Source organism: Streptococcus sp. HMSC057G03, from assembly GCF_001808745.1.
In the GTDB taxonomy this organism is placed as follows: Bacteria; Bacillota; Bacilli; order Lactobacillales; family Streptococcaceae; genus Streptococcus; species Streptococcus parasanguinis_Z.
This window is the reverse complement of record NZ_KV794429.1, coordinates 1-13,818: the sequence shown is the minus strand read 5'-3', so window position 1 is coordinate 13,818 and position 13,818 is coordinate 1. Positions and strand designations below refer to the sequence as shown.

Genomic DNA, 13,818 nt, shown 5'->3' with positions numbered 1-13,818 from the left:
CCGTCTGCTGCTACTGTGTAAGTACCAACGCCGTCAACAGTCTTCGTAGTTGAGCCATTGTCAAATGTGGCTGGAACATCATCGTTCATTGGCACGCGGCTATCGCCTTCAGTAAATACAGGCTTACCTGTTTGTGTAGCACCTTGAATATCAGTTGTTTCAACTGGTTTCGCAGTAGGTGTTACTGGAGTTACAGTTGGTGTATACGTTGCAGAAGCTTTAGTTCCATTCTTATCTTCACGAACAACAGTTACGGCTGGTGCTTTACCTGTGAATGATTTCTCAGGAACAAATGTAACTGTACCGTCTGCTGCTACTGTGTAAGTACCAACGCCTTCTACTGTCTTAGTTGTTGAGCCATCGTCAAATGTTGCTGGAACATCTTCGTTGATTTCAACAGTCTTCTCAACGCCATCAACAGTCACAGTTCCACCCTTGAATTCAGGTTTACCTTTTTGAGTTGCACCTTGAATGTCTGTTGTTTCTGCTGGAGTTGCAGTTGGGGTTACAGGTAATACTGTTGGTGTGTAGGTCGCAGAAGCTTTCGTTCCGTTCTTATCTTCACGAACAACGGTTACTGCTGGTGCAGTTCCGACAAATGATTTCTCAGGAACAAATGTCACAGTTCCATCTGCTGCTACTGTGTATGTACCAATACCTTCAACAGTCTTAGTTGTTGAGCCGTCGTCGAATTTTGCTGGAACAGCTTCGTTGATTTCAACAGTTTTCTCAACGCCATCAACCGTTACGGTTCCACCCTTGAATTCAGGTTTACCTGTTTGAGTTGCACCTTGAATGTCTGTTGTTTCTGCTGGAGTTGCAGTTGGGGTTACTGGAACGATTTCAGGTGTGTAAGTTGTATCAACTTTGATACCGTTTGAACTTTCGGCTTGAACTTTAGCTGGAGTTACTTTACCTGTATAAGATTTATCAGTTGGTGTGAAGGTTACTTGACCAGTTGCTGGGTCAATAGTGAAGGTACCGATTGGTGTTGTACCATCTTCAGCGTAAGCTGGTGTGCTTGAAACTTCGTTCCCGTCATTATCCAAGAGTGTATAGCTATTGTCTTTAATCGTAATAGCTTTATCTTCACCATTTACTTGGACAGTCGTTCCTGCAAAGGTTGGTGTCCCTGTTTGTGTTGCACCTTGCACATCTTTAGAAGTTGCTGGGTTTGCAGTTGGAACTGCAGGCACAACAGTTGGTGTGTAAGTCGCATCAGAAGTAATGGTTGCAGTCTTGCCATTAGCATTTGTAATGGTAGCAGTTGCCTGAACAGTTACTCCTTTTGCAGTACCAACAAAGTCTTTTTCTGGCGTAAATGTTACTGCTCCAGTCGTTGGGTCGATAGTATAGCTACCTTCACCTGCTACTGTCACAGTTGTTTCATCAGTTGGTTGACCAGTTGCGGGATCCACCAATTTCTTGCTTGTGATTTCAGCAGTCTTATCATTACTCAAATCAAAGGTTGGTGTTTGGGTTTGAGGAACGTTTTGAACATCCGCAGAAACCTTGTCTGTAGGAGTCACTGTGATTGGTGTGACAGTTGGAGTGTACTTAGCTGTTGCAGTCTTAATGTACTCCTCTTGAACCTTACCATTTTTATTGCGTCCAACTGGCGCTGACAATGTAACATCCACACCTTTGGCTGTACCAGTAAAGCTTGGTTCTGGAGTGAAGGTTACTTCACCTGTTGAAGGATTGATCGTGTATGTTCCTTCTCCAGCCACTGTTACAGACGTCTCATCAGTAGTACGACCAGTTGCTGGGTCTACCAACTTAGCAGGATATTCTGCACTTGGAGTGACTGCAATCTTGTCACCTTTTGCGTTAGTAGCAGTTGTATTAAAGGTTGGTGTTCCTGTTTGAGTCGCTCCTTGCACATCAGTCGATGTCTTGTCAACCCCTTCGATTTCAATCGGAGTGACTGTTGGAACATACTGACCATCCATGGTATTCAACTGACCATTAATGTTTGGTTCTTGGTCTGGGAATTTGGTTGACCAACCAGTATCGTAACCGTTGTTATCTGAACGACGGATAGAAATACCATCAGCTGTTCCTAGGAAGTTATCTTCAGGGATAAATTCAACGTCTACGTCCTTACCGTTGGCAGTGATTTTGTATTTCCCTTGACCTGGTACAACATAGTAACCATCTGCATCAAGTGTTGCACGGTTGCCATCTTTGTCAACGATGTATGGTTCTACTGTCTCGTCGATGACTGCATGAGAGTTAGGTTCATACTTGTGCTCTCCACGTGCTGTAAAGGTTACAGTTGCTGTTTGTTTAGTAGCTTGAGGACCAGAAGTTTCCTTGAATTCCCCTTTTGGTGGGTGGGTAATTTGAGTTTTGAAGTCTTCTACTTCCCCTGAGAAGGCCATACCAGTTGGGTTTTCAATCTCAGTAGCTTTCTTGGCAATACGGACACGAGCACCAAGTTCGTTGACGCTAGGGTCGATATAAGTCTTGCTTTTTGCGAAGGTCAACTCAACTGTACCATCCTGGGTCACTTTTGTAAGTTCAGAGCGCTCATCTTCGTCAAAGGTGCCGTTTTGGTTAAAGTCAACCCAACCGTAGATGTAAGCTTCTGAAGCTCCATCCAAATGGGCTTGAACTGACATTTTGTAGTTACCTGGGCGTGTACGGTCCATCTTGATCATCTCATTGGTTGTCCCTTTGAGTTCATCCGGAAGCAATTGGTTAATTCCTTCATCGGCCGTAGTTGCCTTATCATCACCGAACCAGTCAAGAGTCGTATTCTCATCCATATCAGGACTCACGTTACCAAGATACGGTTGATTTACTTTAGCTCCAGTAACACCGTCTACGGTTGCAATGGTATGAACTGCCTTACCATATGACTCAGGAGCATCCCCTTCATCAAGTGGGAAGAATCCTAGCATAGCAGACTGTTTACCAGCTGAAGCGATATAAAGTCCCACTTCAGAGGCACCACGTGTCATCACGAGTGGAACAGTATAATTACCTTCAGAAATGTTTGGTCCAAAGACACCAGTCCCAAGACCACCAGTTACTTGGTCAGGATTTCCGAAATATTTCCAAGCTACTGGTTTCTTTTCTGGTCCAACTTGAGTAGAATCACGAAGTTGTCTTAGGTTAATGTTATTATATTTAGGTTTAGGCCCCAAAAGGTTATCTGTATCTTGTGGTTGATAAGGTACAGAGGTGGCTGGTCTAGTATTTTTCTTCCATTCCCCAAGGTGTTGCCAACCTCCTCCATTGGTAGTGAACATAACAAATTCACCAGGGTTAGCAGATTCCCCATCAGCCATAACAATAGCTGGCTTAACTGTCTTGCCACGGAAGGTTGCAGAGATTTCAAACTGAACTCCAATATTTCCACCATTCATAGCTGAACCCATGGTAGTCTTCTTGGCTTTCGTATCAACGTTTTCATGTCTAACTTCAGTCCAATTATTTTGAGCATCAGCGACAACGTCGGCTTCTTCGCCATCATTAAAAGCTTTTTTAGCCCCTGTTGAAGTAACACCCTTTACATATCCATTTTTTGCATTTGGATCATAGGTTGCTTTTTCAGCTTCTGTAGCCCCTTGCTCTTCCATCCGTTTTTTATAGATTTCAGTAGCTTGGAATGGTTTCAAAGATTTAACTTTTACAGTGACCACATAGCCAGGCATGATTTCCTTGGTATAGGTAGCGCCAACTTGAAGAGCTAATTTTTCTTCTAAATCTTTATTAGGAAAAGCGTCATTTTTAGGAACGATGACTGTTTTTGCACCTGTCCAGTTGGCTACATCTCCAAAGTCCAACCATGTAATCTGGCTAGTCATAGATTTGGCATCAAGATCTGTTGTAAAGCCCGGTTTTTCAACTTTTGGAGTTGAAGTTGCGTCTTCAACGTCATCCCCAATCAAGTTTGGATCATTGGCATCACCCAATGCACGGCGATTACGGCGTTTACCACCAGATGTTTCTGCCGTCACAGCAGGAGTTTCAGTTGCTGGTGCTTGGACACCTGACGCAAGTTCTTCCTTCTTATCTGCAGTTGTTGAAGCTGCTTCTCCTGCCTTGTTTACTGTTGTAGTAGCTTCCAAGCTTGGTGTTTCAGAAGTAGCTGCAGCAGTTGATGTTGCTGAAGCTGCTGTGCTTGTGCTACTTGCTTCACTAGTTGAAGCAGGTGCTGTTGATGTTACTGCAGCAGTTGAAGTCTCTGGTGCAGTGATTGCTGCGTTTGCATCATAAGTAGATGTCGTTGCAGCTGTTGATGTTGCTGAAGTTGCTGTAGCTGTTGAAGTTGCGGGCGCTTCTGACGCTGTTGCAACCGCCGCTACACTTTCATTTGTTGTATCTTTCTTTTCTTCTGCGGCTGCACTTGCGGCTGTCCCAACCATGACAAGTGTTCCCAAAAGTACTGAGCAAACACCCACATTCAATTTACGAATTGAGAATCTGCTAATACGATCGTTAAATAAGTCTTTCCCCATCTAATGGACCTCCATATTTATCTATAAATTAACATTCTTTTTAAAATTGTTTAGTTTTTCCAAACCTTATCTATTTTAACAAAACCCGAACGATTTTCAAAATGTTTTGACTCAAAAATGAGTAAAAATTTTTAGCTAAAATTGTTTTAATTCTGAAAGGATTTCACCCATAGATCAGGGCATCAAAAAACCTTGATTTATCACTAAATCGCAAGATCAAACTTCAATTGTGGCTTCACTGGATCATAATCGACCAGTTCAAAATCTTCTGGTTTGATATTAAAGAAATTGGTCCCATCTGGCACATTCAAGACCAAGCGCGGTTGGCAATCTGAGGGCTCGCGACGTAGCAACTCTTCTGCTTGTTCAAATTGGTTGTCATAGATATGAAGGTTATTAATGAAGTAAAAGAACTTCCCAACCTTCCAGCCAAAGTGCTTGGCAATCATCATCTGAAGAGCAACATATTGCATGGCATTGATATGGTGAGCCACCAACATATCATTCGAACGCTGGGTCAAGGTTGCATCTAGATAGATCTCCCCATCCACGCGCCGTACGTCAAACATGGTCTGAAAAGCACAGGGCAAGAGTCCGTCGGTCTCCTCAAAGGCATCATAATCCCAGAGGGAAATAATATTGCGGCGATTCCAAGGATTGGCTTCTAATTGCTTGAGGATCTTATTCGTAATGTCATGCTTTTTGACGACAGCTCCATATCGCTGACCGATTGTCCGGCTATCTCCCACTTCCCAGTCATTCCAGTAGTGGACATTGTACTTGTCTTCTAAAAGGTCTAAGCTATTCGATTGATCCTGGTAGATCCAGAGCATTTCTTTGATAGCTGATTTAATCGCGATAGGACGAAGGGTGGTGATAGGAAACTCGCCTTTTGCGAGGTCGAATTCCATAAAGGCTCCCGTGATATACTTGGAGTTGGCCGTTCTACCATCCTTGTACTTGGGACGCGCCTGCTCTGACCAGACTCCTTCTTCCATGATTTTTCGAATGTTTTCTTTAAAAATTGTATCTGCTTTTGTCATATACTCTCCTTGAATCCAGTTTTGTCTTCATTATATCACAGGATACAGAAAAAAGGAGATCCTAGCACGAACCAGATCTCCATTTCATCTTATTGTAATACAAGGGATGCAGCACCGATCACACCTGCGTCATTTCCCAAAGTAGCAAGTGCCAATTGAGTAGATTCACGCACTTGTGGGAATGAGTTTTCTTCAAAGACTTTGCGCACACCATCCAAGAGGAAGTCTCCAGCAGCAGAAACCCCACCACCGATAACGATCTTAGATGGGTTCAAGGTTGAACCGATGTTGGCTGCAGCAAGTCCAAGGTAACGTGAGAAGTTCTTGTAGACGATCAAAGCAAGAGCGTCGCCTTCTTTTGCTAGGTCAAAGACCGTTTTAGCTGTTACTTCTTCTCCATTGTCGATCAAGACTTTCAATTGAGCGTCTCCTTCGTACTCATCGGCGTAACGACGAGTCAAGTTAACGATCCCAGTTGCTGAGGCAACCGTTTCAAGACAGCCTTTTTTACCACAGGTACATTGGATTGGATCATCAAAGTCAACTGTGATGTGACCAAGTTCCCCAGCAGCTCCACGCACACCGTGCAAGAGACGACCTTCAGCGACGATCCCACCGCCGACACCAGTACCAAGTGTCATGAAGACAACATCTGGTTGGTTTTCACCAGCCCCTTTCCAACGTTCACCCAAAGCAGCAACGTTGGCATCATTATCGATAAAGAATGGAATATGAAGGGCACTTTCGATCTTTTCTTTGACTGGTTGAAGGGTCTTCCAGTTCAAGTTGTAGGCACCGATAACTGTACCTTTTTCACGGTCAACGACACCAGGTGAACCCATTCCAATTCCTTGGAACTCAGAAGCATCAAGCTCAAGCATCTTCAAACGATGCGCGATGGATTCGATCATATCATCTACGATATGGCTACCTTCATCCAAGATATTTGTTTTAATAGACCATTTTTCTTGAACTTCCCCATCCAATGTCAGGATGGCAAACTTAATTGAAGTTCCTCCAAGGTCAATCCCAATAATTTTTTTAGACATCTGTAACTCCTTTCAAACTTGTAAACACTTACAGTTCTATTATATCAGACTTTTTATCAAACGCAAAGGTTTGCACGTAACTTTTCTTAACTTTTTAACAAGAGACTAAAGGATTGCAATCCTAAAATGAGGAAAATCAAGCCAATAATATTTAAAAGAAAGACACTTATCGAGAGTGGGCTAACGATTAAGAATAAACCTATGAAGAGCTGTAGCAAGGCAAAGAAAATATAACGCTTGGACAGTTCCTCAACCTTCCTCGAGTAGAAATTGGCTTTTCGGAAGTTCAAAATCGAACGGTAGATGAGCCAAATTCCTAAAGTGACTGGAAAGACAATCGGCAAAGTCTTGTAACCATAGAGCAGTAAGTAGACCGCAAAAACCAAGGCGACCATACTGTGAAAGAGCTGTTGCTGCTGAATGATACCAGCCTGACGCAATCGGTAATAGCGTGAAAAACGCGAAAGGGAGATTAAAAAGAAGCCACAAGAAATCAACCAGCTAAACGAGCCGATGTGCTCAATCGGATTGATAAACAAGACGATACCGATAATGGTAAAAATAGTGGCTGAAATCCCAAGGGATATCCGGTTCAATTGATTCATAGGGCCTCCTTATTCATCTAATTCGCTCAGGTATTCATAGCGATCGTACTTCTCAAGCAATCGCTCATTTTCCTGATCCAGTTCTTTTTGAAGGGCTGACAATTTGCCAAAGTCAGAGCCGTTTTCATTCATTTCCACTTCAATCTCTGCGATCCGATTTTCAATCGCTTCGATATCTGCTTCAATGCTTGCCCACTCTTGCTTTTCCATGTAGCTCATGCGTTTCTTCTCTTCTTTTGGCTTGACAGGTTTCTCTTTTTCAACCTTGTGACTGGCCGTTACTTGAGCTGCTTCAAAGGCTTTTTCATCCAGGTAATCGGTATAATTGCCAAAGAACTCCCGAATACCCCCGTTTTCAAAAGCCAGGATCTTACTTGCAACCTTGTCTAGGAAATAGCGGTCGTGGCTAACGGTAATAACGGGACCTCCAAAGTTTTGAAGGAAGTTTTCCAAAACTGTCAGGGTAGCGATATCCAAGTCATTGGTCGGCTCATCGAGGAGAAGCACATTTGGTTTTTCAATCAAGAGTTTTAAGAGAAAGAGCCGCTTCTTCTCACCACCGGAGAGTTTTTCGATCAAGGTTCCGTGCATGGAACGTGGGAAGAGAAATTGCTCCAAGAGATCTGCAATTGATGTCGTCCCAACGGTCGTCTTCACTTCCTCAGCAACTTCCTGGAGGAAATTAATCACGCGCTTGCTCTCATCCAAACCATCGATTTGTTGTGAGAAATAAGCCACCCTCACGGTTTCTCCGATGATGACTTGCCCTGACTGAGGCTGGAGTCGCTCGGCGATCAGATTGAGTAGAGTCGATTTTCCGACGCCATTATCCCCGACAATCCCGATGCGGTCCTTATTTTGCACCAAGAGGTTAAAGTCCTGTAAAATCGGCTTGTTTTCAAAAGCAAAACTCACATCTTTAAACTCGATAACTTTCTTTCCGATTCGGCTGGTCTCAAAGTTCATCTCCAAATCTGTCTGGCTGCTTTGACCAGACAAGTCTTGCTTGAGATCATGGAACCGATTGATGCGTGCCTGTTGCTTGGTCGCACGCGCCTGAGGTTGACGCCGCATCCAGGTCAACTCCTGCTTATAGAGTTGCTGCTTCTTATGAAGAAGGGCTGCATCACGCTCGTCTTGCTCAGCCTTTAAGCGGACATAATCCTGGTAGTTGCCCTGATACTCGATCAAGCTAGCTCGATCCAACTCAAAGATCCGCGTCGAGATATTATCCAAGAAATAGCGATCGTGGGTAATGAAGAGCACGGTTTTCTTAGAGTTCTTCAAGAAATTAGTCAACCACTCGATAGTATCAATGTCCAGGTGGTTGGTCGGCTCATCTAGTAAGAGCAGGTCATGGTGAGACAGCAAAACTTGGGCCAGTTGCACCCGACGACGCAAGCCCCCAGATAGGTCCCCAACTTTGGCGTTCAAGTCTTCAATTCCAAGTTTGGAAAGGACTGTCTTGACCTGACTCTCGATTTCCCAAGCATTAAGCGAATCCATCTCCGCCATGACCTTTTCAAGACGGGCTTGGTTCTCTTCTCGGTAATCCGCCATCAAGAACTCATAGTCGCGAATCAGCTGCATTTCGCGCAAATCACTAGATAACACTGTATCCAGAACCGTCTTTTGATCATCAAAGTCTGGTTCCTGCGTCAAGTAGCCAATCGTATAATCACTCTTGGCAGAAAAAGGACTCACATCTCCATCAAAGCCAGAGCGACCTGACAATACATCTAACAGAGTGGTCTTCCCAGTCCCATTGACCCCGATCAATCCGATCCGATCCAAGTCGTGAATGATAAAGGAAATCTCACGAAAGACGGTCTTATCTCCGACAGATTTGGTTAATTTATCGACAATAAAATCGCTCATTTTTCCTCCTCTTTTGCTTGCTGGATATAGGCCATGATGGCCTCTTTTTCATTGGCCAGTTCCCCATCGACAATGGCATATTCAATTTTTGTCAAAATCTCTCCCAAGGCTGGACCTGGTTGAAAACCATATTCTTTGATCAGCATACCGCCATTGACCACCACTTCATGCTTATCATGAATGGTCAAGCTATCATAAACACGCTCGATGGCCAAATAATCCACACTCAAGGCATACGCTTCACGGAGCTCTTCAGCCACAAGCAACAAACGCTTCTCATACTTGTAACATGCACGCTTGTCTAGACTGCCTTTTTCTCGGAGCTTAAGGATCTCCACGATCTGCTCCACCGTCTTGGCAAAGTCTCTAGAAGTCTTCCATTTCTTAAAGAATTTTGGAATATCTTGAATCTCTAGTGCTAAGACCAAAGCAGCCCAGGCTTGCTCAGAAGTTGAAAAGGTATATTCCAACTCTATGTCAAACAAACGCTCGATCGCTTCTTTGCGATCCTTCATCTCTGGCAGATAGTGATAGGCTCCACTTGCTAGCATAGCCTCCAAGCCTTGTCTCCAGTATGGAGAAAGCAAGAGTTTATCAAACTCGATGAAGGTGCGCTCTACGGAAATCTTCTCTAGTAAGGGAGCACACTCCTTCATGGCATCAAAGGTTGCCTCTTCTAATTCAAAGCCGAGACTGGCTTGAAAACGAAAGCCTCGCATGATCCGGAGCGCATCTTCGTTAAACCGTTCATGAGGAAGTCCAACGGCCCGAAGGACCTTGTTTTCCAAATCTTCTAGTCCATGAAAGAGGTCAACAATTTCTCCTTTTTCATTTAAGGCAAAGGCATTAACCGTAAAATCACGACGCTTGAGGTCTTCTTCCAGCGAGCGCACAAAAGAGACGGAGCTTGGACGGCGATAATCGACATAGATATCCTCCGTCCGGAAGGTCGTAATTTCATATTCTTGACCATTTTCAAGGACCAAGACGGTCCCATGTTCGATACCGACATCTACTGTGCGATCAAAAATCGCCTTGGTCTCTTCTGGGTATGAGGAGGAAGCGATATCGACATCGTGAATGGGACGATCCAAGAGGGCATCTCGAACAGATCCCCCGACAAAATAGGCCTCAAAACCAGCTGCTTTAATCTTCTCTAATATTGGTAAAGCCTCCTGAAACTCAGAAGGCATCTTTTCTAATCTCATAGTAAGTGTTCCAAACCATAGACAAGCTCATGACGCTTGACAACTTCTTTAATTCCTAGATTTACTCCTGTCATGAAGGAAACACGATCATAGGAATCATGACGGAGAGTCAACCCTTCGCCTTGGCTACCAAAAATCACCTCTTGGTGAGCGACTAGGCCAGGCAATCGAACCGAATGGATGCGCATCCCTTCAAACTCTGCCCCTCTTGCTCCAGGCATCAACTCTTCTTCATCTGCTGCACCTTGCTGGATCTTCTCGCGCTTCTCAGAGATCAACTCAGCTGTCTTAATTGCTGTTCCACTCGGTGCATCTTTTTTCTTATCGTGGTGCAATTCGATAATTTCCACATTCGGGAAATACTTGGCTGCTTGCGCTGCAAATTGCATCAAGAGCACGGCTCCAATGGCAAAGTTCGGCGCGATCAAGCCACCCAAGCCCTTTTCACGTGAAAGGTCTGTCAATTCTTGGATCTGCTCAGGAGTGAATCCAGTCGTTCCCACAACAGGCGCAAAGCCATTCTCAATTGCAAAGCGAGTATTCTCGTAAGCGACCTTGGGCATGGTAAAGTCGACCCAAACATCTGCCTCTAGACCCACAACATCTTCTTTGCGGTTAAAGACAGGAACTCCTGCAACTTCTGTCTCATCAGTAAATGGATCGATCAAGCCAGCTAATTCTAACTCAGGATCTTCAGAAACCATCTTGTAGGCTGCTTGTCCCATTCTACCCTTGAAACCTGCGATAATGACTTTAATTGACATAGAATTCTCCTTAAACGATAGGGATATACCCAACTGCTAAGCTATGGTCACCTAAGTGCGTCCCAATAACCCCTCCAAAAGTAGCAAAAGGAATGTCTCCTTCCACTCCTTCTTCCATGAGTAGTTGGCGAAGTGCTTCTGCTTTTTCAGGGACATTGGCATGGATGACAAAGACTTGGTAATGACCATCTGCGATATCTGATACAACAATCTCTACCAAGCGTTTCATGGCTTTCTTTTCCGTCCGGACTTTCTCAAAGACCTCAATTACGCCTTCATCATTAAAATGAAGAATAGGCTTGATGCTCAAGAGATTCCCAAGAATAGCAGCCCCATTTGACAGACGGCCACCTTTAACCAAGTGGTTCAAATCATCCACCATGATATAGGCAGAGGTACCATCGATCTGGTGTTGGACATTGGCCACAATCTCATCAAAGGAACGGCCTTCACCAGCCCATTTCAAGCAGTCTTCTGTCATCATTCCTAGAGGAGCACTGGTAATTTTTGAGTCCGGAAATTCGACGGTCAAGCCTTCAAATTCGTCCTTCAAATATTGGATATTTTGGTAGAAACCAGAAATACCAGATGATAAGAAAAGACCGATAGCATGCGTATAGCCCTTAGCTGTCAAACCAGATAAGACTTCTTCTAACTCTGCCACACTCGGCTGGCTAGTCTTTGGCAATTCCTTAGACGCAGCCATCTTTTGATAGAACTCATCGTGTGTCAGGTTCTTCCCTTCAACATAAGACTCCCCATCGATATAGATCGGGATCTCTAAAATAAATAAGTCGTCGTGATGGAGCACGTCTTGCGGTAAATAGGCAGACGAATCCGTGATCACTGCTAATTTCATTGATTAAAACTCCAAATTAATACCCGGTAAATCAAGGGCAATTTCTGTGACTTCGTAAGTCAAACGGTTGAGCATATTCAAGCAAGGGCGAGCCAATTCTTCCACTTCGTCTTTGCTGAATTCACTTGGTTCATTGACATAACGACCAAACAAGTGGTTGATTTGAGTGATGGTTCCGCTGATCACAAAACCGTCAAAAACGATCATGTAGCTCAAGATGACAATCAAAGAAGTCGTGTTTTGTTCTTGATCACGATTGATCAATTGAAAGTTTACATCTACTTTTGTTTCAGGGATGCCATTTTCTTTTTCCCACTCAAAATTACGAGCATCATAGTGGTATTGGCTGACAAATTCTTTTTCACGTTGAATATCCATTTTTATTCTCCTAAAAATATGCGATAGGCTTATTATATCATAATTCAGTTCAAGATACCAACGCCGAACGAGGTGATTTTTTCGCTAGTACAAGAAGAAAAGGCCAGGGAAGTTTTACCATTCTTTAGACAGAGGATAACGAATTCTGCTTAATTCTTCGCTTGTTTGGCTTATTATTATTTTGTAACGATCTAAAAACAAGATAAAGACTTTTGATTGACGATCAGTCATAATAATACCAACCGCCATCCCTATAAATTCTTATGGGTTGCATCTCATAAATTCCAAATTCCTTTGGTGTGCTGGTAGCATTATCTAAAGAAAAGCCAACCATAAATTTCGTTTGTTCATTCTGATTCACCTTTCCTCGCAGTGTTAACATATAGCCACCGCCTTGAGGTGTTCCATTGCCTACCTGACCAACTTCCATACTCTCCCAATCAAACTGAACACTCTCAACTTTAGGACTCAACGATTTTACAAAATCAGCCATTTCTTTTTTATGTTCCTTTAAATAAGCCAGTTGCTTTTCTTTCGTGCTGAGTTGCTTGTTTGGTTGGGCGCCATTTGTAGATATATTATTCTTTTGATTCGTAAGGATCACACCTCCTGCTAATACAGAAGCGATGGCTAAAAGAATTGCCAGTTTACCTTTTTTCATGCTTCATCCTCCTTGATAAGGAAAAGGTATAATAATTGCATTGAAATATGAATAGATTGCAACAACATGACTAGATGATATTTATGTCGGAAAAGAAAAAGTCAGGAAAGAACGACTTTTCTTTAAACTACTACTGCTCTACCAAAACTCTACGTTGCTTTTTCAGCTCATTATCTTTGTCCACATCGTAATATCTCTCAAACTCTTCTTTGGTATTCACTTGATGGACTTGTCCATCGGTACTCAATTCTGATGGAATCGTGATCCCTTCATAGAGATTCGTATTAGCGGGAACGAAGAGTTGGTACAGCTCAATAAACTTTTGGACATTTCCGTAAACAGTATCATAGTCTAGTTTGGAATCAATCAGAATATAAAACTGAGAGTCCTTTTTACTTAATAATTGATAGGCTTTTGGATCTTTTGACTCCAGTACACTGTTATTTAATACATTTATTTTAAAGGATAGCATATTTTGATTTATGCTATCAACCCCAGTTGTCGTACTAAGATTATCCGTAGTTTCTGAAATTCTATCTCTTAATTTACCTAAATCTACAAAAATATCTTGACGATTATTTCGTTGCATTTTCGTATCTTCCCACTCAATTTGCTTTGTCTCTAGATTTAGCCAAAGATATTTACTAATAGTTTTTTCTTCAGTAGTTAGATAAGATTTGATAGGTAGATAATTTTTCCCATCTTTTTCTACAATCGCTTCAATTTCTGCTGGCTTATAAGTCTTATTATATTTTTTTACAAAACGATAAAGGTCTAGATCTTCTTTTTTTAAGGTGTGATTTTGTATTTTATAGATTGAAAGTTTGAAATAACCTTCAGAATCATCTTTTGGAAAAGACATTGTTGGTATATGAACTGCACCCTAAAAGTTAGACAGAAAAAT

Annotated in this window: 11 protein-coding genes; all 11 read right to left on the bottom strand. The window is 42.8% G+C overall.

Annotated features, from left to right (window positions below):
- Nucleotides 1–4,469 (bottom strand): CshA/CshB family fibrillar adhesin-related protein (locus tag HMPREF2686_RS10705; RefSeq protein ID WP_261673679.1); only part of this gene is annotated, 4,469 nt, incomplete at its 3' end.
- Nucleotides 4,470–4,672: 203 nt separating this feature from the next.
- Nucleotides 4,673–5,512 carry a thymidylate synthase gene (locus HMPREF2686_RS07175; protein WP_070449958.1) on the bottom strand — a complete coding sequence of 280 codons (840 nt, stop codon included), beginning with the start codon at nt 5,510–5,512 and terminating at the stop codon, nt 4,673–4,675.
- Nucleotides 5,513–5,601: 89 nt separating this feature from the next.
- Nucleotides 5,602–6,561, bottom strand: coding sequence for an ROK family glucokinase (locus HMPREF2686_RS07170; RefSeq protein WP_070449955.1), 960 nt, complete (start codon nt 6,559–6,561; stop codon nt 5,602–5,604).
- 86 nt (nt 6,562–6,647) lie between these two features.
- Nucleotides 6,648–7,166: a hypothetical protein gene (locus tag HMPREF2686_RS07165; protein ID WP_049474512.1), complete on the bottom strand. Its 519-nt coding sequence runs from the start codon at nt 7,164–7,166 to the stop codon at nt 6,648–6,650.
- A 9-nt stretch (nt 7,167–7,175) separates the two neighbouring features.
- On the bottom strand, nt 7,176–9,044 hold the full coding sequence (locus HMPREF2686_RS07160) for an ABC-F family ATP-binding cassette domain-containing protein (protein WP_070449952.1): 1,869 nt from the start codon (nt 9,042–9,044) through the stop codon (nt 7,176–7,178).
- Entirely contained in the window at nt 9,041–10,252 is a 1,212-nt protein-coding gene (locus HMPREF2686_RS07155; RefSeq protein ID WP_070449949.1) for a CCA tRNA nucleotidyltransferase, read from the bottom strand. The genes HMPREF2686_RS07160 and HMPREF2686_RS07155 overlap by 4 nt, the downstream gene beginning before the upstream one ends.
- On the bottom strand, nt 10,249–11,016 hold the full coding sequence (gene dapB / locus HMPREF2686_RS07150; protein WP_045759494.1) for a 4-hydroxy-tetrahydrodipicolinate reductase: 768 nt from the start codon (nt 11,014–11,016) through the stop codon (nt 10,249–10,251). The genes HMPREF2686_RS07155 and dapB overlap by 4 nt, the downstream gene beginning before the upstream one ends.
- A gap of 10 nt (nt 11,017–11,026) precedes the next feature.
- Nucleotides 11,027–11,875: a DegV family protein gene (locus HMPREF2686_RS07145; RefSeq protein ID WP_070449946.1), complete on the bottom strand. Its 849-nt coding sequence runs from the start codon at nt 11,873–11,875 to the stop codon at nt 11,027–11,029.
- Between the two features lie 3 nt (nt 11,876–11,878).
- Nucleotides 11,879–12,253, bottom strand: a complete 375-nt coding sequence (locus tag HMPREF2686_RS07140) for a DUF1149 family protein (RefSeq protein WP_003001888.1) — start codon at nt 12,251–12,253, stop codon at nt 11,879–11,881.
- Nucleotides 12,254–12,476: 223 nt separating this feature from the next.
- A complete protein-coding gene (locus HMPREF2686_RS07135; RefSeq protein ID WP_049507838.1) occupies nt 12,477–12,914 on the bottom strand; it encodes a hypothetical protein in 438 nt (145 codons plus the stop codon).
- Between the two features lie 130 nt (nt 12,915–13,044).
- Nucleotides 13,045–13,776 (bottom strand): hypothetical protein, encoded by a 732-nt coding sequence (locus tag HMPREF2686_RS07130; RefSeq protein WP_053092072.1) that lies wholly within the window; start codon nt 13,774–13,776, stop codon nt 13,045–13,047.
- Between the last annotated feature and the right edge of the window lie 42 nt (nt 13,777–13,818).